The sequence below is a fragment of the Streptomyces sp. NPDC047108 genome (assembly GCF_040643575.1).
GTDB lineage: Bacteria > Actinomycetota > Actinomycetes > Streptomycetales > Streptomycetaceae > Streptomyces.
In genome coordinates this window covers 76,654-101,072 of sequence record NZ_JBEYUP010000009.1, presented here as the reverse complement: position 1 = coordinate 101,072, position 24,419 = coordinate 76,654, and the positions used below count along the sequence as shown (strand labels likewise).

Annotated in this window: 22 protein-coding genes and 1 pseudogene; 10 read left to right on the top strand and 13 right to left on the bottom strand. The window is 72.0% G+C overall.

The genetic code is table 11. From position 1 onward, the window contains the following. Positions 1 to 15: 15 nt before the first annotated feature. The 3 genes from ABZ822_RS19825 to allB form a co-directional block, all read right to left on the bottom strand. Positions 16 to 612: an HhH-GPD-type base excision DNA repair protein gene (locus ABZ822_RS19825; RefSeq protein WP_360855360.1), complete on the bottom strand. Its 597-nt coding sequence runs from the start codon at positions 610 to 612 to the stop codon at positions 16 to 18. A 206-nt stretch (positions 613 to 818) separates the two neighbouring features. Beyond that, positions 819 to 2,015, bottom strand: coding sequence for an allantoicase (alc, locus tag ABZ822_RS19820; RefSeq protein WP_360855357.1), 1,197 nt, complete (start codon positions 2,013 to 2,015; stop codon positions 819 to 821). Further along, entirely contained in the window at positions 2,012 to 3,364 is a 1,353-nt protein-coding gene (gene allB, locus ABZ822_RS19815) for an allantoinase AllB (protein ID WP_360855354.1), read from the bottom strand. The genes alc and allB overlap by 4 nt, the downstream gene beginning before the upstream one ends. 368 nt (positions 3,365 to 3,732) lie before the next feature. On the opposite strand from allB, the gene ABZ822_RS19810 reads away from it, so the two are divergent. Continuing rightward, positions 3,733 to 4,557, top strand: a complete 825-nt coding sequence (locus ABZ822_RS19810) for an IclR family transcriptional regulator (RefSeq protein WP_360855351.1) — start codon at positions 3,733 to 3,735, stop codon at positions 4,555 to 4,557. 142 nt (positions 4,558 to 4,699) lie between these two features. Here ABZ822_RS19810 and ABZ822_RS19805 read toward each other — a convergent pair whose 3' ends face one another. Beyond that, positions 4,700 to 5,098, bottom strand: coding sequence for a DUF5955 family protein (locus ABZ822_RS19805; RefSeq protein WP_360855348.1), 399 nt, complete (start codon positions 5,096 to 5,098; stop codon positions 4,700 to 4,702). Between the two features lie 146 nt (positions 5,099 to 5,244). Between ABZ822_RS19805 and ABZ822_RS19800 the strand changes: the two genes are divergently transcribed. Beyond that, positions 5,245 to 5,883, top strand: a complete 639-nt coding sequence (locus ABZ822_RS19800) for a nucleotidyltransferase family protein (protein WP_360855345.1) — start codon at positions 5,245 to 5,247, stop codon at positions 5,881 to 5,883. A gap of 85 nt (positions 5,884 to 5,968) precedes the next feature. Here ABZ822_RS19800 and ABZ822_RS19795 read toward each other — a convergent pair whose 3' ends face one another. Next, positions 5,969 to 7,474: a cryptochrome/photolyase family protein gene (locus ABZ822_RS19795; RefSeq protein WP_360855342.1), complete on the bottom strand. Its 1,506-nt coding sequence runs from the start codon at positions 7,472 to 7,474 to the stop codon at positions 5,969 to 5,971. A gap of 431 nt (positions 7,475 to 7,905) precedes the next feature. On the opposite strand from ABZ822_RS19795, the gene aceB reads away from it, so the two are divergent. Beyond that, a complete protein-coding gene (gene aceB / locus ABZ822_RS19790) occupies positions 7,906 to 9,534 on the top strand; it encodes a malate synthase A (RefSeq protein ID WP_360855339.1) in 1,629 nt (542 codons plus the stop codon). A gap of 103 nt (positions 9,535 to 9,637) precedes the next feature. On the opposite strand, the gene tgmB is transcribed toward aceB, so the two are convergent. Both tgmB and tgmA read right to left on the bottom strand, forming a co-directional pair. Then, complete coding sequence (gene tgmB, locus ABZ822_RS19785; protein ID WP_360855336.1) at positions 9,638 to 10,573, bottom strand: ATP-grasp ribosomal peptide maturase; 936 nt, start codon at positions 10,571 to 10,573, stop codon at positions 9,638 to 9,640. Positions 10,574 to 10,584: 11 nt separating this feature from the next. Continuing rightward, positions 10,585 to 10,776: a putative ATP-grasp-modified RiPP gene (gene tgmA / locus ABZ822_RS19780; protein ID WP_360855333.1), complete on the bottom strand. Its 192-nt coding sequence runs from the start codon at positions 10,774 to 10,776 to the stop codon at positions 10,585 to 10,587. A gap of 431 nt (positions 10,777 to 11,207) precedes the next feature. Here tgmA and ABZ822_RS19775 point away from each other — a divergent pair. Then, positions 11,208 to 12,083: pseudogene (locus tag ABZ822_RS19775) on the top strand (chitosanase). A gap of 375 nt (positions 12,084 to 12,458) precedes the next feature. On the opposite strand, the gene ABZ822_RS19770 reads toward ABZ822_RS19775, so the two are convergent. From ABZ822_RS19770 to ABZ822_RS19745, 6 genes are all read right to left on the bottom strand, one after another. Then, positions 12,459 to 13,835, bottom strand: a complete 1,377-nt coding sequence (locus ABZ822_RS19770) for an 8-oxoguanine deaminase (protein ID WP_360855330.1) — start codon at positions 13,833 to 13,835, stop codon at positions 12,459 to 12,461. Positions 13,836 to 13,991: 156 nt separating this feature from the next. Next, on the bottom strand, positions 13,992 to 14,948 hold the full coding sequence (gene pucL / locus ABZ822_RS19765) for a factor-independent urate hydroxylase (protein ID WP_360855326.1): 957 nt from the start codon (positions 14,946 to 14,948) through the stop codon (positions 13,992 to 13,994). Between the two features lie 7 nt (positions 14,949 to 14,955). Then, a complete protein-coding gene (gene uraH, locus ABZ822_RS19760) occupies positions 14,956 to 15,366 on the bottom strand; it encodes a hydroxyisourate hydrolase (protein WP_360855323.1) in 411 nt (136 codons plus the stop codon). Then, entirely contained in the window at positions 15,363 to 15,893 is a 531-nt protein-coding gene (gene uraD, locus ABZ822_RS19755; protein ID WP_360855320.1) for a 2-oxo-4-hydroxy-4-carboxy-5-ureidoimidazoline decarboxylase, read from the bottom strand. The genes uraH and uraD overlap by 4 nt, the downstream gene beginning before the upstream one ends. 128 nt (positions 15,894 to 16,021) lie before the next feature. Further along, positions 16,022 to 16,399 (bottom strand): helix-turn-helix domain-containing protein, encoded by a 378-nt coding sequence (locus tag ABZ822_RS19750; protein WP_360855317.1) that lies wholly within the window; start codon positions 16,397 to 16,399, stop codon positions 16,022 to 16,024. After that, positions 16,396 to 16,647, bottom strand: a complete 252-nt coding sequence (locus ABZ822_RS19745; protein WP_360855314.1) for a hypothetical protein — start codon at positions 16,645 to 16,647, stop codon at positions 16,396 to 16,398. Before ABZ822_RS19745 ends, ABZ822_RS19750 begins: the two co-directional genes overlap by 4 nt. A 125-nt stretch (positions 16,648 to 16,772) precedes the next feature. On the opposite strand from ABZ822_RS19745, the gene ABZ822_RS19740 reads away from it, so the two are divergent. The 6 genes from ABZ822_RS19740 (at position 16,773) to ABZ822_RS19715 (ending at position 24,399) form a co-directional block, all read left to right on the top strand. Further along, on the top strand, positions 16,773 to 17,606 hold the full coding sequence (locus tag ABZ822_RS19740; RefSeq protein ID WP_360855311.1) for a TIM barrel protein: 834 nt from the start codon (positions 16,773 to 16,775) through the stop codon (positions 17,604 to 17,606). A 187-nt stretch (positions 17,607 to 17,793) separates the two neighbouring features. Then, positions 17,794 to 18,684, top strand: coding sequence for a 2-hydroxy-3-oxopropionate reductase (locus ABZ822_RS19735; protein WP_360855308.1), 891 nt, complete (start codon positions 17,794 to 17,796; stop codon positions 18,682 to 18,684). A gap of 308 nt (positions 18,685 to 18,992) precedes the next feature. Then, a complete protein-coding gene (locus ABZ822_RS19730) occupies positions 18,993 to 20,465 on the top strand; it encodes a catalase (protein WP_360855305.1) in 1,473 nt (490 codons plus the stop codon). Between the two features lie 526 nt (positions 20,466 to 20,991). Then, complete coding sequence (gene gcl, locus ABZ822_RS19725) at positions 20,992 to 22,773, top strand: glyoxylate carboligase (RefSeq protein WP_360855302.1); 1,782 nt, start codon at positions 20,992 to 20,994, stop codon at positions 22,771 to 22,773. Between the two features lie 584 nt (positions 22,774 to 23,357). Further along, complete coding sequence (locus ABZ822_RS19720) at positions 23,358 to 24,107, top strand: hypothetical protein (protein ID WP_360855299.1); 750 nt, start codon at positions 23,358 to 23,360, stop codon at positions 24,105 to 24,107. 37 nt (positions 24,108 to 24,144) lie between these two features. Next, the gene (locus tag ABZ822_RS19715; RefSeq protein WP_360855296.1) at positions 24,145 to 24,399 is read left to right on the top strand and encodes a hypothetical protein; all 255 of its coding nucleotides are present in this window, start codon (positions 24,145 to 24,147) and stop codon (positions 24,397 to 24,399) included. Positions 24,400 to 24,419 lie beyond the last annotated feature (20 nt).

The window sequence follows — 24,419 nt, the reverse complement described above, 5'->3', positions numbered from 1 at the left end:
GCCGCCCCGGACGCCTCAGGACTTCTTGGCCGCCTGTGCCGCCTTCGCGGCGCGCTTCGCCTCCTGCTTGAACGCCCGTACCTTGCCGAGCGACTCCGGGCCCGTGATGTCGGCGACCGAGCGGTACGAGCCCTCGTCGCCGTACGAGCCCGCCGCCTCACGCCATCCGTCGGGCGTCACGCCGTACTGCTTGCCCAGCAGCGCGAGGAAGATCTGCGACTTCTGCTTGCCATAGCCGGGCAGGGCGTTCAGCCGGGCGAGCAGATCCTTGCCGTCGGCGGCCTCGCGCCACACCCGGGCCGGGTCGCCGTCGTACGTCTCGACCAGGTACTGGCAGAGCTGCTGGACGCGCTTGGCCATGGAGCCCGGGTAGCGGTGCACGGCGGGCTTGGCGGAGAGCAGCTCGGCGAAGGCCTCCGGCTCGTAGGCGGCGATCTCATGGGCGTCGAGATCGTCACCGCCCAGGCGCGTCGCGATGGTGTACGGGCCGGTGAAGGCCCATTCCATGGGGACCTGCTGGTCGAGGAGCATGCCGATGAGGGCCGCCAGCGGGCTGCGTCCGAGCAGCTCGTCGGCCTCGGGCTGTTGCGCGAGCCGGACTGTCGTGTTCATAGGCCCATGGTCCCCCGGGTGGCGGGGGACGCGCGACCTCGGCACGGCCGCGCGGCCCCGTACGGCAGCCCGGCCCGGCTGCGTAGGGCCGCGGGGCGGCCCGGCTCCGTACGGGAGCCCGGCTCCGTACGGCCTTCCGCCCGGCAGGAGCCTGCTCCCCGCCGAAGCCCCGGGACGCACCGGCGGGGGCCGGAGCCTCGGTGCCGTCAGCCGCTCAGTGACGCGTGACGGGCCGCGAGGCGCCGTGCGCCCTCCTCCGTCAGCGCCCCGTGCAGGCGCAGCCGGGCGATGCCCCCGTCCGGGAAGATGTCGATCCGGACGTGCGTGGCGGGTGCGGCCGGAGCGTCGAGGACGAAGCGGTGGAGGGTGTCGGGCTGCAGCCGGGTGCGCGGCAGCAGCTCGGTCCAGCCCGCCGCCTCGTGGTCGCCGCTGTCGGCGCCGCCCGTGGCGTCCAGTACCCAAACCGCCGCCCAGCCCGCCGCGTTGCCCTTCAGATAGGCGGTGTCGATCTCGACAGCGCGGATCTCGGTCTGTCCGGCCAGCGCGTAGCGCACCCAGTCGTGGCCGCGGTCGCGGCGGCGCCGGGTCTCCCAGCCGTCGTCCATCTTCCGGGACCGGCCGGGCCGGATGGTGTTGGCCGGCGGGGAGTAGAAGCGGTCGGAGGCGTCCTCGACCGCGCCGCCGTTCTCCAGCGCCACGACGTCGAACGTGCCGAGGGCGGCGAGCCAGGCCGGGTCGGGGACGACCTCGCCGTGCACACGGAGGCGGGCGATCCCACCGTCGGGGTGCTGGTTGACGCGCAGGTGCGTGAAGCGCTGCTCGGCGTCGACGGCGAAACCGTTGGCGGCGTGGCCGCCGATGGCCGTCCGGGGGACGATCTCCGTCCACTTCACGCCGGGCGCGAGCAGGTCCTCCGGCGAGGGCGAACCCTCGGCGGCCGTGGCCTCGATGCTCACCGCCTGCGGGTAGTTGCCGCGGAAGTGGGCGGTGTCGACGACGATCCCGCGGATGACGCCGGGCGTTCCCAGGCGTACGAGGGCCCAGTCGTGGTCCTCGTCGGCCGGGTGGGGGGTGTGCGTGTCCGCGCCCCGCCGGCGGCGGGTCTCCCAGCCGTCCATGACCTTGCCCTTGTGGCCGAAGGACTCGGGGTCGAAGTGGGCGGGCTCGGGCCGCAGCAGGTTCTCGCGGTGCGCGAAGAACTCGTCGTTGGCCGCGATGACGCCGGCGCCCAGCCGCCGGTCGGCGAGGTCCACGAGGTGCGTGAAGGGGAAGTCGGCGGTGCGGAAGTCGGCGTACGGGTCACCGCCGCCGTAGGGGCTCGCGTCACCGGTGAAGCGGGGCACCGCGGCGGAGCCGCCGCCGGGGTTCGTGGCGGAACCGGAGCCGGGCTGATGCACGGTCATGAGTGCTGCTGCCTCTCGAGAAGTCGGCCGGTGGGCTCTGCGGTCGTCCCGTGGTCCGCGATCCGCCGCCCGCGCAGCCAGGTGGACCGTACGACGCCGTGCAGCGTGCGCCCGGCGTAGGCGGTGACCCGGTTGCGGTGGTGCAGCGCCGCGGGATCCACGGTGAAGGTCTCGTCGGGCGCCAGGACCGCGAAGTCGGCGTCGCGGCCCGCCTCGACGGCGCCCTTGCGGCCGAGCCCGGCGAGCCCTGCCGGGGCGGCGGACATCCAGCGCACGACGTCCTCCAGCCCGTGGCCGCGCTTGCGGGCCTCGGTCCAGATGGCGGGGAGGCCGAGCTGGAGGGAGGAGATGCCTCCCCACGCCTCGGCGAAGTCCCCGGTGTCGAAGCGCTTGAGGTCGGGGGTGGACGGCGAGTGGTCGGAGACGATGCAGTCGATCGTGCCGTCGGCCAGTCCCTGCCACAGCGCGTCCTGGTTGCCGGCCTCACGGATGGGCGGGCAGCACTTGAACTCGGTGGCGCCGTCCGGGACTTCCTCGGCCGTCAGCGTGAGGTAGTGCGGGCAGGTCTCGACGGTCAGCCGTACGCCGTCCCGCTTGGCGTCCGCGATCAGCGGCAGGGCGTCGGAGGAGGACAGGTGCAGGATGTGCACGCGCGCGTCCAGGCGCCGGGCCAGGGCGATGAGCCCTTCGATGGCGGTGTTCTCGGCGGAGCGGGGGCGGGAGGCGAGGAAGTCGGCGTAGCGGCGGCCGGGCGCCTGGGGCGCGCCGCCGATCACGTGCGGGTCCTCGGCGTGGACGATCAGGAGACCGCCGAAACCGGCGATCTCGCCCATGGCCTCCTCCAGTTGGGCGGGGTCGAGCTGCGGGAACTCGTCCACGCCGGAGTGCAGCAGGAAGCACTTGAAGCCGAAGACGCCGGCGTCGTGGAGGGGCGCGAGGTCCTTGACGTTCCCGGGCACGGCGCCGCCCCAGAAGCCGACGTCGATGTGCGTCCTGCCGCGGGCCACGCTCCGCTTGAGCTCCAGGCTCTGCGCGGTGGTGGTGGGCGGGATGCTGTTGAGCGGCATGTCGACGAGCGTGGTGACGCCGCCGGCCGCGGCGGCGCGCGTGGCGGAGGCGAAGCCTTCCCACTCGGCGCGGCCGGGGTCGTTGACGTGGACGTGGGTGTCGACGAGGCCGGGGAGCAGGACGTCGTCCCCCACGTCCTCGACCCGGGCACCGGCCGGGGGCTCGGTGCCGTACGGCAGGACAGCGGTGATCGTGCCGCCGCTGACGGCGACGTCCGCGGGGCGCGTCCCCTCCGGGGTGATCACGCGCGTCGAGCGCAGTACCAGGCCGGCTTCCGACACCCGGGCTCCTCTCCCTCGCCTCTCGGGCTCACTTTTCAACGTTCTGTTGAAGTGAGTCTTCACGCCGTCCGCGCGCCCGTCAAGACCCACCCTCGGTGGAGAGGTTTCCACCACATGGGAGGAGAATTTCGCCGGTCGAAACATGATCACGCCCGATGGAGGACGGCCCCGGCCCTCCCCGGCCTGCGCCGCCGGGCCGCGAAACACCCCGTGACCGGCGCGAATGCTGGGCCGAGGCCGATGTGGAGACCGCCGGTCCCCGGTAAGCTGCCGTTCTGCCGGTCGTGCCGTGGTGTCTCCGGCCGGATCCTCCGCGGCGTCCGCAGCCGCGCGGCGGTCGGCACCACCTGCTCCGAAAGGAACGCGACGTGCCGCCGTCCAGCGACAGCACCTCCGCAACGCCCAAGTCCGCCGCCACCGGCGGCGTGCAGTCCCTCGAGCGCGCCTTCGACCTGCTCGAGCGGATGGCCGACGCAGGCGGCGAGGTCGGGCTGAGCGAGCTCTCCACCAGCAGCGGGCTGCCGCTGCCCACCATCCACCGGTTGATGCGCACCCTGGTGGCCTGCGGCTACGTACGCCAGCAGCCGAACCGGCGCTACGCGCTGGGGCCGCGGCTGATCCGCCTCGGCGAGAGCTCGGCCCGGCTGCTGGGCACCTGGGCCCGGCCGCACCTGGCCCGGCTGGTCGAGGAGACCGGCGAGACCGCGAACATGGCGCTGCTGGACGGCGACGAGGTCGTCTACGTCGCGCAGGTGCCCTCGCGCCATTCGATGCGGATGTTCACCGAGGTCGGCCGCCGGGTGCTGCCGCACTCCACGGGTGTCGGCAAGGCCCTGCTGTCGACCGCTCCGGAGGACGAGGTGCGCGCGCTGCTGGCGCGTACGGGCATGCCCGCCGCCACCGACAAGACCATCACCACGCCCGACGGATTCGTGGCCGCGCTGCACAGCGTGCGCGAGACCGGCTACGCCGTGGACGACAACGAGCAGGAGATCGGCGTCCGCTGCCTCGCCGTCCCCGTGCCCGACTCCCCCACGGCGGCAGCCATTTCCATCTCGGGGCCCGCGGGGCGTGTGACCGACGCGGCGACGGAGAAGATCGTGCCGTTGCTGCGGGAGGTCGCGGCGGAGCTGTCGCTGACCCTGGCCAGCACAGGCCAGCCGGGCGGCGGGAGAGACGGCAACGGCGGCTGAGGTGCGGCCAGGCGGCGTGCGGCGGGCGGGTGGTCGACCGTGGACGGGTGGTCGACCGCGGGCGGGTGGAGTGCGGGAGACCGGTGGGGAGCGGCGGCTCGGAGGACCGCGATCCGGTGGCGGACCGCGGCCCGGCGGGGCGTCAGTCCCCGCTGCGCGGGCAGGGCACGTCGCTGAAGCTGTCGATGACCGTCCGCATGTCGGAGAGCGCCGGGGCCAGCGCGCTCACCGAACCCAGGGCACCCGCGACGAGCAGCAGCGACCGGCGCAGCCGGGGCACCTCGGGGGCGCCGGCGCGGGCCATGGCGTCCAGCGTGGCCAGCTCGTCCTCGGCGACCGCGCGGTCGGACAAGTCCGCCGGGTGGGCGGCGAGTTCGCGGCGCAGCCGGGACACGGCGGCGCACAGCCCGGCCACCCGGGGGTCCTCCGTCCCCAGGTCCTGGCCGCCGCCGGCCGTCCGCCTCTGCTCCACTGCTACGGCGCCCTCCGCTGCCGCGGTGCCCGTCGGCCTGCCGCGGACCATCTGGTTGCTCCGTCCCATGCTGCCCCCTCCCACAACTCCTCCGGCCCCGCTGATCGCTCCCTCGACAGGAGAGGCCGCGGATCAGTTAACGCCACTCTCCGCACCCGGCGCCACACAGAGGGCGAAATTCAGCCCTCGCGGTGGATCCGGTATATGCAGGGCGCATGAGACCTTCACCGACAGGCCCCTCGGAGGCCCCCAAAGCGACCCGAAAGCCCCTGGTCGCGGGCTTGCTTCTCGCGGCGGGCGGCGGCCGTCGGCTGGGCGGACGACCGAAAGCACTGCTGGATTCCGGGGGGCGCCCGCTGGTCGAGTACGCGGCCCGCGCACTCCTCGACGCCGGCTGCGCGCCGGTGCACATCGTGCTGGGCGCGGCCGCGGACGACGTACGGGCCAGGGCGCACCTCCCGGGCTGCGTCCTCGTCACGAACCCCGACTGGCCCGAGGGCATGGGCACTTCACTCCGCGCCGGCCTCGCCTCCCTGGCCGGTACGGGTGCGCGGGCCGTGGTCGTCGCGCTGGTCGACCAGCCGGGGATCGGCGCGGACGCGGTGAGGCGCGTACGGGACGCGTACGCCTCGCCGTCGAGCCTGGCATCGGCCGCGTACGGCGGGCGGCGCGGGCATCCGGTGCTGCTGGGGGCGGACCACTGGCCTGGGGTCACCGAGGCCGCGACCGGCGACCGGGGCGCGCGGGCGTATCTGCGGCGGCGCGAGGCGGAGATCGAGATCGTCGACTGCTCGGACGTCGCCACGCCCGACGACATCGACACCCCCGAGGACCTGACCCTCCTCGACCGCTGACCTCAGGGCACAGGGCTCAGGGCTCAGCACTCAGGGCTCAGCGCTCAGCACTCAGGGCTCAGGGCTCAGGACTAGGGGCGGGGGGTCAGGGCGGTTCGTCGCCCCGGCGCTCCTCCTGGCGCAGGAGCGCGTCCAGGTCGCGCAGGCGGTCCAGACCGCGCACGGGACGGTTCATGCGCGGGTTGTGCGCCAGGAGTTCGCGGTGGCGGTGCAGGAAGGCCCAGTAGCCGGCGGTGTAGGGGCAGGCGCGGTCGCCGGTGCGCTCGGTGGGACGGTACGCGCAGCCGCCGCACAGGTCGCTCATGCGGTGCACGTACGCCCCGCCCGAGGTGTAGGGCTTGGTCGTCATCCGGCCACCGTCGGCGTACTGCGACATGCCCACGACGTTGGGCAGCATCACCCAGTCATAGCCGTCGACGAAGCAGCGGTGGAACCAGTCGGTGACGGCCGCCGGGTCCCAGCCGCGCTGCAGGGCGTGGCTGCCGAGGATCATCAGCCGCGGGATGTGGTGGGTCCAGCCCGTGTCGCGGACCTGCGCCATGACGGTGCCCAGGCAGCGGGCGGTGACGGCGTCGGCGTCCAGCTCCAGGAACCAGCCGGGCAGTTCGGCCCGGTGGTCCAGGACGTTCTCTCGGCGGTAGCTCTCGCCGAAGTACCAGTAGAGCTGCCAGACGTACTCGCGCCAGCCCGCGATCTGCCGTACGAAGCCTTCGACGGCGTTCAGCGGCGCCTCGTCCGCCCGCCATGCCTCCTCGGCCCGCCGTACGCACTCGTCCGGGTCGAGCAGCCCCAGGTTGAGGGACGAGGACAGCAGGCTGTGGCTCATCACGGGGTCGGCGGCGAGCATCGCGTCCTCGTACGGGCCGAAGGCGGACAGCCGGTGGCGGACGAAGCGGCGCAGGGCGGCCAGAGCCTCCCGCCGGGTGGCGGGGAAGCGCCGCGGGCCGTCGCGGCCGACGAAGGAGACCTCGCCGGCGCGCTCCCAGCGGTCGAGGTCGTACCGGACCTCGTCGTCTATCTCGTCCTCGCGCGGCCGGTACGGGGCGGGGACGCCGAGCACGTCCGCGTCCCCGGGCGGGGGCTCGCGGGTGTCGTGGTCGAAGTTCCAGCGCCCGCCGACCGGTTGGCCGTCCTCCATCAGCAGGTCGTGGCCGCGCCGCACCCAGTGGTAGAAGTCCTCCTGCCGCAGCCGCCTCGTCCCGTGGCCGTCCGCCCAGGCGCGGAACTCCTCGTGGGGGACGAGGAATCCGCGGGCGGGCCCCACCGTGACCTGGCCCAGGGAGCGCACCAGGCCCAGCGCTGCGCGCGAGGTGGGGTGGTGGACCGTCAGCGGCCGGGAGCCGGCCGCCCGCCGCAGGCCCTCGCGGTAGGTCTCGGCTTGGACATAGGTGACGCGGTCGCCGAGTTCGGCGGCGCGGTGGCGCATCGCGGACAGCACGAGATGGGCTTTTGCGCGGTGGAAGCGGCGGCGGCGCAGCACCGAGCGCGCCTCGATCATCACCAGGGGCGTGTCACGGCCGGGGACGCCGTCGCGGGGAGCGGTGAAGTGCGGCCCGAGCTGGTCACCGAAGAGCCAGTGAGCGTCGGTCATGGGCTCTCCTCCCGCCGGCGGTCCATGGCTCCACGGTCTCCCGGAGCGGCGCGGTCCGCCCGCGGGCGCACGGACGGCGAAGCTGACGGACCGGCGCACGGGGTACGCGGAGGGGCGGGGCGGTGTACGGCAGCCGTCCCGCGGCCGGTGCGCCCACTCCGGAGCGTGGAGGGGATGGCACTGAGAGCCATACGGCGGCCTGTGGATCACCCGAACAACTATCTCGATGTCAACACACCTTGTACTTCCACTATGAGGAAACTATTCTCCACTGGTCAGAAGCATCATCGACCTCGGACGGCGCCCGCAACCGCCTCCCGGGAGCGACGGCACCCCGTGCCGTCCCCTCCGCTCCGGCGGCCCTCCGGGCACCGACCGCCGTACGACTGCCGTACGACCGTTGTACGACCGCCGAATTGGAGTGACCGCTCATGCCCGCACCAGCGCCGTCGCCGCTGGCCATCGTCGATGTCGATCCCGGCCAGGCACCCGCGCGGCAGGAGGAAGTCCTGAGCGACGAGGCTCTCGCGTTCCTCGCCGCGCTCCACGAGCGGTTCACACCCCGCCGCGGCGAACTGCTCGCCCGCCGGGCCGAGCGCCGCGCGGAGATCGCCAGGACCAGCACGCTGGACTTCCTGCCGGAGACCGCGCACATCCGCGAGGGGGACTGGCAGGTCGCCCCGGCTCCCGCCGCGCTGGACGACCGGCGGGTGGAGATCACCGGCCCCACCGACCGCAAGATGACCATCAACGCCCTCAACTCGGGCGCCAAGGTGTGGCTCGCCGACTTCGAGGACGCCTCCGCGCCCACGTGGGAGAACGTCATCGGCGGTCAGCTCAACCTGACCGACGCCTACGAGCGCCGCATCGACTTCACCAGCCCCGAGGGCAAGACGTACGCCCTGAAGCCCGCCGACGAGCTGGCGACCGTCGTCATGCGCCCCCGCGGCTGGCACCTGGACGAGCGTCATCTGCGCAGCGAGAGCGGCCCGGTGCCCGGCGGACTCGTCGACTTCGGGCTCTACTTCTTCCACAACGCCCAGCGCCTGCTCGACCTGGGCAAGGGCCCGTACTTCTACCTCCCCAAGCTGGAGTCGCACCTGGAGGCCCGCCTCTGGAACGACGTCTTCGTCTTCGCGCAGGACCACCTGGGGATTCCGCAGGGCACCATCCGCGCCACGGTCCTGATCGAGACGATCACCGCGGCGTACGAGATGGAGGAGATCCTCTACGAGCTGCGCGACCACGCCTCCGGGCTCAACGCGGGCCGCTGGGACTACCTGTTCTCCATCGTCAAGAACTTCCGTGACGGCGGCCCCCGGTTCGTCCTGCCGGACCGCAACGCGGTGACGATGACCGCCCCGTTCATGCGCGCGTACACCGAACTCCTCGTCCGCAGCTGCCACAAGCGCGGCGCCCACGCCATCGGCGGCATGGCCGCGTTCATCCCCTCCCGCCGCGATCCCGAGGTCAACGCCAAGGCGCTGGAGAAGGTGAAGGCGGACAAGGAGCGGGAGGCCGGTGACGGCTTCGACGGGTCGTGGGTGGCGCACCCGGACCTGGTGCCGGTGGCCCGTGAGTGCTTCGACGCGGTCCTGGGCGGGAAGCCGAACCAGAAGGACCGGCTCCGCGAGGACGTCCGGGTGACGGCGGATCAGCTCATCGACGTCGCCTCGCTGGACGCCAGGCCGACGTACGAGGGGCTGCGCAACGCGGTGCAGGTGGGCACCCGTTACATCGAGGCGTGGCTCGGGGGCCTCGGCGCCGTCGCCATCTTCAACCTGATGGAGGACGCCGCCACGGCCGAGATCTCCCGCTCCCAGATCTGGCAGTGGATCAACGCCGGCGTGGTCTTCGAGAACGGCGAGAAGGCCACACCCGAGCTGGCCCGCCGGGTCGCCGCCGAGGAACTGGCCGCGATCCGCGAGGAGATCGGCGAGGAGGCCTTCGCCGCGGGACGCTGGGAGCAGGCGCACGACCTGCTGCTCAAGGTCGCGCTCGACGAGGACTACGCGGCCTTCCTCACCCTGCCCGCGTACGAACTCCTGGACCGCCCCTGACCCTTCGGGTCGGCCTCCTTCGGCCCCCGGTCCGGTCACCGGAGTTGCGACGCCCCCGACCGCGGTCCCGCTCCCGCGGGTCACGGGCCGGGGGCTCGTCGTGTCAGGAGGTGCCGGTGGCCAGCCAGGAGGCGACGGCCTGGGCGATGGGCTGCTCCGTCTCCAGCTCGATGAAGCCGAACTGCCCGCCCTGGTTGCACTCCAGGAACCACCAGGTGCCCTCCGCGTCCTCGGCGAAGTCGAAGGCGCCGTAGGCGAGCCGGGCGTTCTCCATGTAGGCATGGACCGACTTCTCGATGCGGGCCGGGATTCCGGTGGGCACCCAGCCCCGCCCGTCCTCCGTGAACCGCCCGTCCACCTGCTCGAGGTCGGGCTCGGACGCCTTCCGTGCTGCGAACATCGACTGCCCGACGCAGGTCAGCCGGATGTCCGCGTGCTTGCGGACGCGTTGCTGCAGCAGGGTCGGTCCCGCCGCGACGCCCGAGAAGTCCGCGTCGGGCGCGATCCGGGTGGTCGGCAGCGTCATCGGCGGATTGCTGGGGTGCGCTCCCGACACGGACTTGACGACCAGGTCCCGGTAGCGCCCGGCGAACTCGCGGGCCATCTGCGGGAAGGTGGTGATGAGCGTGGGCGGGACCGCGAAGCCGCAGTGGTGGGCGACATGGAGCTGCCACGGCTTGTGGCGGGCCTGCGCGGCGGCGCCGGGATGGTTCATCCAGCGCGCCCCGGTGCAGTTCAGCGCACCGTAGAAGGCATGCGTGGACTCGGTGGTGAGCCAGGCGGACTGCTCGACGGCGTTCGCCCCGGGGTCGCCGGGGCGGCGGATCCAGATCGAGCGCAGCCCGCTCATCGTGACCAGGCGCCCGCCACCGGCGAGGTGGCCCTGGAAGTCGCCCTGGACGTACTCGGCGGACAGGGCGACCTCTCCGGGCAGGTCGGCCGGGTCGAGGCGGACGACGGGAACACCGGTGTCGTCGAGCGCGGACACCACCATGTCCGCAGTCACATCCTCTTCACACGTCAGGACCAGTACGGTCATGGGGAGTTCAGTCAGTCGTCGAAGTGCGTCTTGGAACCGGCGGTGGAGGTGGTGGTACCGGCTGCGAGCAGCACGGCGGGCTCCACTATGGCCGGACGTCCGTCGGGGAGGACGTTCAACTGACGTGTGGATTCGTAGGCGTAGGGAGGCGTGACGGATCCGTGCACGGCCGGCCGGGCGTAGTTCAACGCGAACGGTCGCATAAGTTCTCCTCCTCTTGCGGGGAGGGGCGCCGCCATCTCTCCACGACCCTCCTCTCGGACGCGACTGCATTCGCGTCATGGTTCAGCGAGCCGGCCCACCCGCCCGCCGACCTCTCCCATAACAATACGTACCGTTAAACGTAATTGTTTCAGGGCTCTGTGTAGTTTCTCCGGCTTCCAGGGACGCCTTTGTCCCCATAGAGGGTTGAGAGACCGTAGTGGTTTCAACATGCGGCCCTACATGAGTAGTCAATTGCTCCGGTCCGAACTGCCCATCACTGTGGGGGAGTTGTCGGGAACCTGGCGACATGGAGTGACCAACGCCACGTCACCGCACCCCCCGTGCTTGACGGGTACGCGTCGACGCAGCAGGCTGACAGTAAAGTTTCCTGACGGTTCGAGCCGACGCACCGCCCCCACCGGAGGAGTTCATGTCAACTCGCCCCCTGCGTCCCGGACTTCGGCCCGCGTCCCGCCTCCTGCTGGGCCTCGCCCTGCTCGCGATCCCCGCCACCGGCGTCGCCGCGACGGTCACCACCGGTGACCGGTCCCCCGCGGCACGACCGCACCCGGCGCACACACCCGCCGCCCGGACCTCGTCCGGCCTCGAGGACCCGGAGAAGAAGGAGATCGCCATGCAACTCGTGTCCAGCGCGGAGAACTCCTCGCTGGACTGGAAGGCCCAGTACGGGTACATCGAGGACATCGCCGACGGCCGCGGCTACACCGCGGGCATCATCGGCTTCTGCTCCGGTACGGGCGACATGCGGGCGCTCGTGGAGCTGTACACCGAGCGCGTGCCGGACAACGTGCTCGCGCCGTACCTGCCCGCGCTGCGCCAGGTCGGCGGCTCGGACTCCCACGAGGGCCTCGACCCGGACTTCCCGCACGACTGGAGGAAAGCCGCGCGCGACCCGGAGTTCACCCGGGCGCAGGACGACGAGCGCGACCGCGTCCACTTCGGCCCCGCGGTCCGCCGCGCCCAGGCCGACAAAGTCGGCACGCTCGGCCAGTTCGCGTACTACGACGCCCTGGTGATGCACGGTGACAGCGACGACCCGGCGAGCTTCGGCTCGATCCGCCGGAACGCGCTGCGCCACGCGAGGCCCCCGGCGCAGTGAGGCGACGAGACGCGCTACCTGCACGCGTTCCTGGACGCCCGGGTGGAGGCCATGAAGCAGGAGGAGGCCCACAGCGACACCAGCCGGGTGGACACCGCGCAGCGGGTCTTCCTCGACCGGGGCAACCTGGACCTGGACACGCCGCTGGACTGGAAGGTCTACGGCGACAGCTACCGCATCGACTGACGCGTCCCGTACGCACCGCGCCGCGACACGGACAAGGGCGCGCCAGGACACCGCGCCGCGACACGGAAACGGCCCACCCAGGAACACCGCACCGCGCCGCGACACGGAAAACGGCGCGCCCAGGACGCCGAACGGCCGGGCCGGGGGCGCGGATCCGTGGATCCGCGGCGCCCTGGCCCGGCCGCTGCCGCGACCCCCGCTTCGGGTCGCGGCGGACCGACCGGAAGCCGTCCCTCCCGGCCGGGGTCCTTACCGGCCGCCTGCCGCGGAGTGCCATCCGCGGGCGGCGGCCGCAGCCCCTCCGGCGTCAACGCACCGGAGGCGATGTTCAGTTGGTCGTCCGCCGAGCCGTCCGCGGCGCGGCGCGGCGGCGGGTCAGCCGCCGTCGGCGATGCGGGCCAGCCGCCGCGCCTGCTCCCGCGCGGACCGCGCGATCGCGTCCTCGTCCACCGTGGTGAGCCGGCCGTCCTCGACCACCGGGCGGCCGTTCACCAGCGACAGGGTGACCGGGGCTGCGGCGCCGAGGACGAGCGCCGCGACCGGATCGGCGATCGAGGAGTGGCCGATGCCGTCGAGCTTCCACAGCACCAGGTCCGCGAGCTTGCCCGCCTCCAGGGATCCGATCTCGCCCGCACGGCCGAGGACCTGCGCCCCGCCGTACGTCCCCAGGCGCAGCGCCTGACGGGCATTCAGCGCGTGCTCGCGGTGCGGGCCGAGACGGCTGACGAGAAGGGCGTTGCGCAGTTCGGTGTGGAGTTCCCCGGACTCGTTGGACGCGGTGCCGTCGACGCCGAGGCCGACGGGGACGCCGGCGTCCAGCATGTCCGGGACCCGGGCGATCCCCGCTCCCAGGCGGGCGTTGGAGGACGGGCAGTGCGCGACGCCGGTCCCCGTACGCCCGAAGGCGGCGATGTCGTTGTCGTTCATGTGGACGCAGTGCGCCATCCACACGTCCTCGCCCAGCCAGCCCGTGGACTCGAAGTAGTCGGTGGGGCCCATGCCGAACAGCTCGTGGCAGAACTTCTCCTCCTCCACCGTCTCCGAGCCGTGGGTGTGCAGCCGTACGCCCTTGCGCCGGGCCAGGGTCGCGGCCTCGCGCATCAGCTCGGTGGACACCGAGAACGGCGAGCAGGGAGCCGCGGCGATCTGCAGCATCGAGCCGAACGAGGCGTCGTGGTGGGTGTCGATCGCCTCCTCGGTCGCGAGGAGCGCGGCCTCGGTGGTCTCCACGGCGAAGTCCGGCGGCAGCCCGCCGTCGGACTCGCCGCGGTCCATCGAGCCGCGGGCCGCGGTGAAGCGGACCCCCATCTCACGGGCGGCCCGGATCTCGGCGCCGAGCAGGTCGCCCGTGCCACGCGGGAAGACGTAGTGGTGGTCCGTGGCCGTGGTCACCCCGCCGCGGGCCATCATCGCGAGCGAGCCCTGCGCGCCCGCGTGGACCATGGGCTCGTCGATGCGCGCCCATACCGGGTAGAGCGTGACGAGCCAGTTGAAGAGGTTGCAGTCCTGGGCCAGTCCGCGGGTGAGCCACTGGTAGAAGTGGTGGTGGGTGTTGATCAGGCCGGGCGTGGCCAGGTGGCCGGTGCCGTCGACGCGCCGGACGACGTTCTCCAGGCCGGCGGGCGCGACTCCCGGTCCCACGGACTCGATCACGTTGCCGGCGACGACGACATGGCCCGTGGCGTACTCGGTGTCCCGCGCGTCCACGGTGGCGATCGCGCAGTTCTCGATGACGGTGCGCTGAGCTGCCATGGCGATTCCTCGTTCTCCTTCGGTGGCGCGGACCCGGGGGCCGAGCGGGGTGACGACCGGGTCCGCGGTGGTGCTGGAGTGCGCAGATGCCCCCGCTCTCCCTCACAGGGTGCTGACGCCGGCGCGCGCGTCGGAGGGGATGGGCGTATCGGAGGTCTAGAGGTTGGTGACGTCGACCGGGATGCGCTGCTCGGCTCCCTCCCGCAGGACGGTGGCCTCGATGAGGCCGTACGGGCGGTCGGCCGCGAAGTACACAGCTCCGTCGGCGGTCCCGTTCTTCAGGCCGAACGGCTCCAGGTCGACCAGGAAGTGGTGCTTGTTCGGGAGCGAGAGGCGGATCTCGTCGATCTCCGGGCGGCCGTTGATCACGCGCGCGCCCATGTGGTAAAGCGTCTGCTGGAGCGAGAGGCTGTAGGTCTCGGCGAAGGCCTCCAGCAGATGCGCGCGCGACCGGTCGTAGGACCGCTCCCAGTTCGGCATGCGCTCCGCCTCGTCCGTCCAGGTGTGCCGCCAGCACGCCTGCACCTCGGTGGCGAGGATCCGGTCGTACGCCTCTTGCAGCGTCGTGTACCGGTCCTTGACGTAGCCCCAGAACTCCGAGTTGGTGGAGTTCATGACGGTGAGGTCCTTCAGGCCCGTGAGGACCTCCCAGCTCTCGCCGTCGTAGGTGATCTGGGCGGTGCGAACCTCCTGGCCCTTGCGGACGAAGGAGTGCTTGATCTCGTCCGCCCCGACGAACCGGGAGTTGGCGCCCGCGGGCTCGATGCGCTCCCAGGAGTACTCCTCGATCCGGATGCGCGCCCGGTGGATCGGCTCCTGGCTGGTGACGAAGTGACGGGCGAGGTGGATGCCGAACTGCTCGGCGGACTCGATCCCGTACTCCTTGGCGAAGGCGTAGACGGTGTTCTTGGTGGTGTCGGTCGGCAGGACGCTGGCGTTGCTGCCGCTGTAGTGGACCTCGTCCATGTCGCCGGAGAGGGCGACGGAGACGTTGAGGTCCTTGATGTGGTGGGTCCTACCGTCGCGAGTGATGCGGACGACGCGGTTCTCCGCCTTGCCGTACTGGTTCTGGCCGAGGAGGACGGGACGGGCGGGCGGGGTGGCGGATGACATGTCGGTGCTAGCTCCCTCGGTATACGGAGTAGCCGAACGGGTTGAGCAGCAGCGGCACGTGGTAGTGCTCACCCGGCTCGACGGCGAAGACGATCGCCACCTCCGGGAAGAAGGCTCCGCTGTCCCTTGTGCGGGGGGCGTCCTGCTGTTCCTCGGCTTGCTTGCCTTGCTGGTGCGATGCGTGGTGCTGATCGGTGAAGTACGGCCCCGTCTCGAAGCGGAGCCGTACGTGGGTGGTGTCCTCCGGCAGCGCCGGGAGGTCCTTGCAGCGCCCGTCCGCGTCGGTCGCCGACGACCCGTGCACGGTCCACTCGGCGTGCACGCCGGGGCGTACGGAAAGCTCGACGGCGACGCCGAGGGCGGGACGGCCGATGCTGGTGTCCAGGATGTGCGTGGAGACGGTGACGGTGTCCGTCATGACGGTCCTTCCGCGAGGCGCGACAGCCGGATGCGATTGATCTTGCCCAGCTCGGTGCGGACGATCTCGCGTTCGGTGTCCGCGTCGTGGCCGATCCGCTCCTTGAGCGCGGCCAGCATCTGGTCGCCGGTCCTGCCGGTCGCGCAGATGAGGAAGACATGGCCGAACCTGTCCTGGTAGGCCAGGTTGAGTTCGAGGAGTTCGGCGCGCAGGGACTCCTGGACGCCGCTCTGTTCGCGCTGCGAGGTGGCGTCGCCCGGCTTGGGCCGCCCGATGGGCGGGTGCCCGGCCATGGCCTCGGCCAGGTCGTCCGCGGTGAGGACGGCCATGGCGGCGTCGCTCGCGGCGAGCAGGGCGTCGGTCGTGGCGTACGGGCGCCGGGCGAGCAGGGCCCGGCCCCATGCCGTACTGGCGCACGCCTCGTGGAGCGCGGCGCGGGCGGCCGTCTCGTCCGAGGCGTTGAATCGGGCGAGGCCCGCGGGGGGTTCCGGGGTCGCGCCGCGCGTGCGCTGGGTGCTCGACGTCACGGGAAAGCCTCCGTGGCCTGGTGCGGTGGGCTGCGTCCAGCTAACGCCCTCACACCACACCACGTCAACACTTTGTTGAAATTCGGCGTCGCCCCAGCCGCGACACGTCAGGCGGGGCCTATGGGGCCCTACTCCCCCTTGGCCGCGGCCTCGCGGTTCAAGTAGTTGTAGACGGTGAAGCGGCTGACCCCGAGGGCGGAGGCCACGGTCTCGACCCCGTGCCGTACGGAGAAGGCGCCGCGCGCCTCCAGTATCCGGACGACCGACTGCTTCTCCTTGCGCTCCAGCTCCGAGAGCGGCACCCCGTGGCGGCGCTCCAGCTCGGCGAGGATGTGGTCGAGGGAGTCCGACAGATGCGGCAGCCGTACGGCCACGACGTCGCGCCCCTCCCACGCGAGGACGACGTCGTCGCCCTGAGCGGCCTCCGGGGCGACCATGTCCCCGCCCATGGCGTCGACCAGGGGCTTCACGGCCGCGATGAACGGGTGGTCGTCGGGCAGGGTCATTCCTCGCCCTCCCCGACCACATTGACCTGGAGCGAGACCCGGGTGGCGCCGGCGTCGATGGACTTGCGCAGCAGCTCGTCCACGGCGGCCAGCACCGCGCTCGCGGTCCCCTCCGCGGTGTTGCCGAACGGGCCGACGTCCACGGCGTCCAGCTCGGCGGCCTGGACGACCTCGCGCGCGACGACCGCATGGCGCGGCGGCTCGTCGAGATCGAACGGTTCGGTCGTGAATTCCACCCTGAGTTTCACGCCACTCAACCTAGCGCCCCGCCGGGAGGATCCGGCAGCCCCACTTGACAGCCCTCGCAGACCAGAGGCACCCTTCCGTTAAGCAGAAACTAACTTCCGCAATACGGAAGGAATGTCACAGACCCATGGGACTCAGCGACCAGCGCTTCGATGTGAACCTCTCGATCCTCTTCACCGAGCTCCCGCTGCTGGAGCGGCCCGCGGCGGCGGCCGAGGCCGGCTTCACGGCGGTCGAGCTGTGGTGGCCGTGGACCGGGACGCCCACCCCCGAGCCATCCGCGCTCGCCGCCCTGCGCGACGCACTGAACGCGGCCGGCACCCGGCTGGTGGGCCTGAACTTCTACGCGGGCGAACTCCCCGGCCCGGACCGCGGCGCACTGTCGCTGCCCGGCGAGGAGTCCGACCGCTTCCGGGCGAACATCGACGTCGCCGCCGGCTTCGCGGAGTCCCTGGGCTGCACCGCGCTCAACGCCCTCTACGGCAACCGCGTCCAGGGCGTCGACCCCCAGGTCCAGGACACGCTGGCGCTGGAGAACCTCGCCCTCGCCGCGCGGGCGGCCGACCGGATCGGCGCGACCCTGCTGATCGAGGCCCTCAACCGGCCGGAATCGCCGGACTATCCCCTGGTGAGCGCGGAGTCCGCGGTCGAGGTGGTGGACCGGGTCAACGCCGCCACCGGGCTGGGCAACGCCCGCTTCCTGATGGACCTTTACCACCTGTCCATGAACGGCGAGGACCTGCACCGCGTCATCGACCGCCACACCGCCAAGACCGGGCACGTGCAGATCGCGGACGACCCCGGCCGCGGCGCCCCGGGCTCGGGCGGCCTGGACTTCGACGATCTCGCCGACCGTCTCGGCAAGGCCGGTTACGACGGCTGGTTCGGCCTGGAGTACAAGTCCCCCGCCGGCGGCGCCTTCGACTGGCTGCCCGCCGACCGGCGCGCGGCCCGGCCCTGACCGACCGCACCGGACCCACCGGACCCACCGGACCCACCGGGAATCCTCAACACCCGCCGCCGCACCCGCCGTTCGGCACCCCGGCTCTCCCCGTACGACACCGCGACTCTCCCCGTACGGCGTGCGCCCGTACCTCCCCGACATCCGCGAGCGGACCTCCCCGACGTCCCAGAGAGGCACCCTTCTCATGAGCAACCTTCCGAAGATCGCCTGGATCGGTCTGGGCATCATGGGCTCCCCCATGTCCGAGAACCTCATCAAGGCGGGGTACTCCGTCACCGGCCACACCCTCGAGCAGGAGAAGCTCGACCGGCTCACCGCCGCCGGCGGCACCGCTGCCCCCTCCATCGCCGAGGCGGTGGCGGACGCCGATGTCGTCATCACGATGGTCCCCGCCTCCCCGCAGGTCGAGGCCATCGCGTACGGCGAGGACGGCATCCTGGAGAACGCCCGCTCCGGCGCCCTGCTGATCGACATGTCCTCGATCACCCCGCAGACCTCGGTCGACCTGGCCGAAGCCGCGGCCGCCAAGGGGATCCGCGTCCTGGACGCCCCGGTCTCCGGCGGCGAGGCGGGCGCGACCGAGGCGGTGCTGTCCATCATGGTCGGCGGCCACCGGGCCGACTTCGAGGAGGCACAGCCGCTCTTCGACGCCCTGGGCAGGACCATCGTCCTGTGCGGTCCGCACGGGGCGGGCCAGACGGTCAAGGCCGCCAACCAGCTCATCGTCGCGGTCAACATCCAGGCGTGCGCCGAGGCCGTGGTGTTCCTGGAGAAGTCGGGCGTGGACCTCACGGCCGCACTCGACGTCCTGAACGGCGGACTGGCCGGCTCCACCGTGCTGACCCGCAAGAAGGACAACTTCCTGCAGCGGGACTTCGCTCCGGGCTTCCGCGTCGACCTGCACCACAAGGACATGGGCATCGTCACCGACGCCGCCCGCACGGTCGGCGCCGCCCTGCCCGTGGGCGCCGTCGTCGCCCAACTCGTCGCGTCCCTGCGCGCGCAGGGCGACGGCGGCCTGGACCACTCCGCGCTGCTGCGCGCGGTCGAGCGCCTCTCGGGACAGCCAGTCTGATCCGGCAGCCCGTCCGATCCTCTGATCCAGGGCAGCCCGTCTGCCCCCTTCCCGCAGTTCCCCGGGGACACCCCGGGGCCCACCTCGTCCGGGCGGCGGCGCTGACACCAGTCCTGTCGCGCCCAAGGCGCCGCCGCCCGGATCCTGTTCCCCCGCTTCCCCGGTGTGCCGGGTCTTCCGCCCCGGCACACCTCTCGCGCACACCCCCCAGCACTTCAACAAACTGTTGACGCTTGGATTCTCCCGTCCTTAGGCTCCGTACGACGGAAACCCCTTCCGTCCGCAGGTCTCCCGCACGGAAGGTCGCCATGTCGCAGCGCACGCCCGACGCCCGGATTCTCACCACGGAGTCCGGCGCCCCCGTCGCAGACAACCAGAACTCCGCCACCGCCGGCCCCGGCGGACCGCTCCTCCTCCAGGACCAGCATCTGCTGGAGAAGCTCGCCCGCTTCAACCGCGAGCGCATCCCGGAGCGCGTGGTGCACGCCCGAGGCTCCGGCGCGTACGGCTGGTTCGAGGTGACCGACGACGTCACCGGATTCACCCGGGCCGACTTCCTCAAGGAGATCGGCCGGCGCACCGAGGTGTTCGTCCGCTTCTCGACGGTGGCGGACAGCCTCGGGGGCGCGGACGCCGTACGGGACCCGCGCGGCTTCGCGGTCAAGTTCTATACGGAGGAGGGCAATTACGACCTGGTCGGCAACAACACCCCGGTCTTCTTCATCAAGGACCCGCTGAAGTTCCCCGACTTCATCCACTCGCAGAAGCGCGACCCGTTCACCGGCAAGCAGGAGCCGGACAACGTGTGGGACTTCCTGGCGCACGCGCCGGAGGCGACCCACCAGGTCACCTGGCTGATGGGCGACCGCGGCATACCCGCCTCGTACCGCCACATGAACGGCTACGGCTCGCACACCTACCAGTGGACGAACGCCGACGGCGAGGCCTTCTTCGTCAAGTACCACTTCAAGACCGACCAGGGCATCCGCTGCCTCTCCGCCGAGCAGGCCGCCGAGACCGCGGGCACGGACCCCACCTCGCACCAGACCGATCTGCTCCAGGCGATCGAGCGCGGTGTCCACCCGTCCTGGACGCTGTACGTGCAGATCATGCCGGCGGCCGAGGCGGCGGAGTACCGCTTCAACCCGTTCGACCTCACCAAGGTCTGGCCGCACGCCGACCACCCCCTCCAGCGCGTCGGCCGCCTCGTCCTCGACCGCAACCCGGACAACGTCTTCGCGGAGGTCGAACAGGCCGCGTTCTCGCCGAACAACTTCGTCCCGGGCATCGGCCCGTCGCCGGACAAGATGCTTCAGGGCCGCCTGTTCGCGTACGCGGACGCGCACCGCTACCGCCTGGGTGTCAACCACACCCAGCTCCCGGTCAACGCGCCCCGGGCGACGACCGCGCGGAACTACGGACGGGACGGCCTCATGGCCACCAACTCCCAGGGCCGGTACGCCAAGAACTACGAACCGAACTCCCACCGGGGGCCGGTGCAGACCGGCCAGGCGCTCTCGGCCCCGCTCGCCGTCACCGGCTGGACCGGCGGCCACGAGGCGCCGGCCCACGCCAAGGACGACGCCTTCCTCCAGGCCGGCGAGTTGTACCGGCTGATTCCGGAGGAGGCGAAGCAGCGCCTCGTCGCCACGATCGCGGGCGGACTCTCCCAGGTCCTCCGGGACGACGTGGTCGAGGCGAACCTCGCGCACTTCCACGCCGCGGACGCCGACTACGGCAAGCGCGTCGAGGCCGCGGTCCGCGACCTGCGCGACAACTGAACCGCGCGGGCCTGCCGCTTCTGACGGCGGCCGGCCGCCGCGCGCGCACCCGGCCGGTCCGGATGAGGGGGCCGGCCGGGTGCGCTCCGGGCCGCCGCGGCGGCAGCACTGCCAGTGCGGTGGCAGAACTCCCCCGCAGGGAGGGGTGAGTGAGCGCCTGCCGCGCGGCGGCCCGGCACCCGTGACCCACAACGCCTGAGCGCGTCACCACTCCCCGCCGCTCACCGGCCTTTCCGATCCGCAGGCGCGGCGCCCGTCCCCCACGGGCGCCGCGCCTTCCGCATGTCCGCGCACCCTCGGCACCGCACCCGCACGACCCCCTAACGGCACCCGTACGGCCGCCCGTACACCTCCCGTACGACACCCGCGCGCGGCCCGCCGGCAGCCCGCGCCGCCCCTTGACGCCCCCTCCCCCACCTCCTAGATTGCTTCCATATAGCAGAAGCTCACTTCCATGATGCGGAAGTCATGGGGGTGGGTCCTGCGATACGGGCGCGACGGACGATGGTCGACTCAGGAGTTCTCGATGCCTCGAATGACGGCCGCTCGCGCGGCAGTGGAAATCCTCAAGCGCGAAGGCGTGGACACCGCGTTCGGCGTCCCCGGCGCGGCGATCAACCCCTTCTACGCGGCGCTGCGCGCCTCCGGCGGGGTCGAGCACAAGCTCGCCCGCCACGTCGAGGGCGCGTCCCACATGGCCGAGGGCTACACCCGCGCCAAGGCGGGCAACATCGGTGTGTGCATCGGCACCTCGGGCCCCGCCGGCACCGACATGATCACCGGCCTGTACTCCGCGTCCGGCGACTCGATCCCGATCCTCTGCGTCACCGGCCAGGCGCCCACCGCCCGGCTGCACAAGGAGGACTTCCAGGCGGTCGACATCGCAGCGATCGCCGGGCCCGTCACCAAGATGGCGATGACCGTCCTGGAGCCCGCGCAGGTGCCCGGCGCCTTCCAGCAGGCGTTCCATCTGATGCGCTCCGGCCGCCCCGGACCGGTCCTCATCGACCTGCCGCTCGACGTCCAGCTCACCGAGATCGAGTTCGACCCGGAGACGTACGAGCCGCTGCCCGTCCACCGGCCGGCCGCGACGCGCCGGCAGATCGAGAAGGCCATGGCCCTGCTGGCGGAGAGCGAGCGGCCGCTGATCGTCGCCGGCGGCGGCATCATCAACGCCGATGCCTCCGAACTCCTCGTGGAATTCGCCGAGATCACCGGCATCCCCGTGGTCCCGACCCTGATGGGCTGGGGCACGATCGCCGACGACCACGAGCTCAACGCGGGCATGGTCGGCCTCCAGACCGCGCACCGCTACGGCAACGCGACGATGCTCGCATCCGACACGGTCCTCGGCATCGGCAACCGCTGGGCCAACCGCCACACCGGCAACCTCGACGTCTACACCGAGGGCCGGACGTTCGTCCACGTCGACATCGAACCCACCCAGATCGGCCGGGTCTTCGCGCCCGACTACGGCATCGTCTCGGACGCCGGGGCCGCGCTGCGGCTGTTCGTCGAGGTCGCGCGCGACTGGAAGGACGCGGGCCGGCTGCCGGACCGCGCCGCGTGGGCCGCGAAGACCCGCGAGCACCGGGCGACTCTGCAGCGCCGGACCCACTTCGACCACGTCCCGATCAAGCCGCAGCGCGTGTACGAGGAGATGAACCGGGCCTTCGGGCCGGAGACCGTCTACGTCTCCACGATCGGCCTCTCACAGATCGCCGGCGCCCAGTTCCTGCACGTCTACCGGCCGCGCCACTGGATCAACTGCGGCCAGGCGGGCCCGCTGGGCTGGACGGTCCCGGCGGCGCTGGGTGTCGCCACGGCCGACCCGGAGGCGAGCGTCGTCGCGCTGTCGGGCGACTACGACTTCCAGTTCATGATCGAAGAGCTGGCGGTGGGCGCCCAGTTCAACATCCCGTACGTCCACGTGCTGGTGAACAACTCGTACCTGGGCCTGATCCGCCAGGCACAGAAGGCGTTCGACATGGACTACCAGGTCTCACTGTCGTTCGAGAACATCAACACCCCCGAACTCGGCGCGTACGGCGTGGACCACGTCAAGGTCGCCGAAGGGCTGGGCTGCAAGGCCCTCCGCGTCACCGACCCCGGCGACCTGCTGCCGGCGTTCGAGGAGGCGAAGAAGCTCGCAGCCGAACACCGGGTGCCGGTGATCGTCGAGGCCATCCTCGAGCGGGTCACGAACATCGCGATGAGCCCGAGCGGCGATCTCGACAAGGTCGTGGAGTTCGAGGAGATCGCCACCGAGCCGGGTCACGCGCCCACGGCGATCGCCCCCTTGACCTGAGGCAGGTCCGGCAGAGCGCGGTTCCGGACGGGTTGGGATCCGTGACGGGGTGGGGAAGCGGACGGGTGGAATCCGGGGGAGGGCGTTGCCCGTGTCCGGGTGGGTGGGGTTCGAGCATCGAGGCAGGACGGGCGGCGGCTGATCCCGGCACCCGAAGGACGGCCGTCGTCCCGTTGCGCACCACGCCGAACAAGGCATCCTGCACCACCCCGGTGGGCCGTTTTCAGAATGCTTGACTCGAGGCAAGCAATTTCACAACGGGTGCCCGGCCGCGGGCCGTTCGCCGGATCGGGCCCGCAGTGACCTCGCCCGGCCACCGGCCCACGCCACGGGCGCGGACCCGGCGCCCCCACCCGCCCCGATGCTCGGCTCTGCGCCGAAGGCGGAAACGAAACAGGCAGCCGGGAGACGGGCAGGAACTCGGTCCCACCGAGGTGCGTGCCCCCGGTGGAGCCGACCCCCCGGTGGCCACGCGCGCGATCGCGATCGGGACGACTGAATGTCGCAGGTCTCTCCCCAACACCACTCGCTTCATGGACCATGGAGTCAACACCTCTCCTACGGAACCGTGCTGGAGCCGAAACATGGCCGAGAGCGTGCCGGTGCGGTGCCCGGCGTGCCGCCGCGAGCACTCCTTCTCCCCGCTCACCTTCCCCTGCGCCTGCGGGGCCCCGCTGACCGTGCCCGTACGGGAAGGGGCGGAGCCCGAACCGGTGGTCCACCACACGTGGGAGGAGGCGTGGGTGGCGGTCCGCTGCCCCTCCTGCGACCGGGAGAGCCAGTGGCCGCAGCCGGAGCTGGGCTGTCCGTGCGGCGTCCTGCTGCGCGTTCCGGTGCCACCGCCCGCCGAGCCGTCGGCGACCAGCCCGACGACGACAGGCTCGGGCGGCTTCGGGGCCTCCTCGCCCGCCGGCGCGGGTGCCCTCGCGCAGGCACCGTCCTCGGCCGTGCTGCGCCCGGCGTTCCGGCCGGTGACGATCCGTACGAGCCGGGACGCGATCACCGCCGCCGCGCAGTATCTGAAGTGGCTGGGCTTCCAGGAGGTCATGCCCGCCGCGGAGCGCACGGCGTCGGGCGTGGACCTGCGGGGCCGCGGCGTCGTCGCCCGCGTGGACCCGACCACCCGGCCCTCGGCGCTGCGCGATGTGGAGTGCCTGTGGCTCGACGGCCTCGTCTCGTCCACGGGCTGCGTGTTCTTCTCCCTCGCCGGGTACGCGCGCGAGGCGCGGGCCCGCGCGGACGAGCTGCACGTCCCGCTCTTCGTCATGGACCTGACGGGGACACCGCAGCCCGTCAACGACGCGGCCGACGACCTCATCCGCATGGGGGCGTGAGGGCGCGGCGGCCCGGCCGCAGCATTACCGTCGAATCATGGAACTCGACATGACGAGCGAGGAGCGCGCGCTCATCTCCTACCTCGGCGAGCGGCTGGCCGCCGGTGACAACCCGACCGAGGACGATCTCGCCGAACAGATGGGTGAAGCCGTCCGGCAGCAGCTCCGGTCTCTGGCCGACAAGGAACTGGTGTCCCTCGGGGTCCTCCCCGAGGGCGGGCCCGACGTCGTCTTCGGCCTCTCCCCCGAGGCGCAGGAAACGCTGGGCATCCACCGCGACGCCACCCAGTGAGAGCGCGGCGCCCGGCCCCG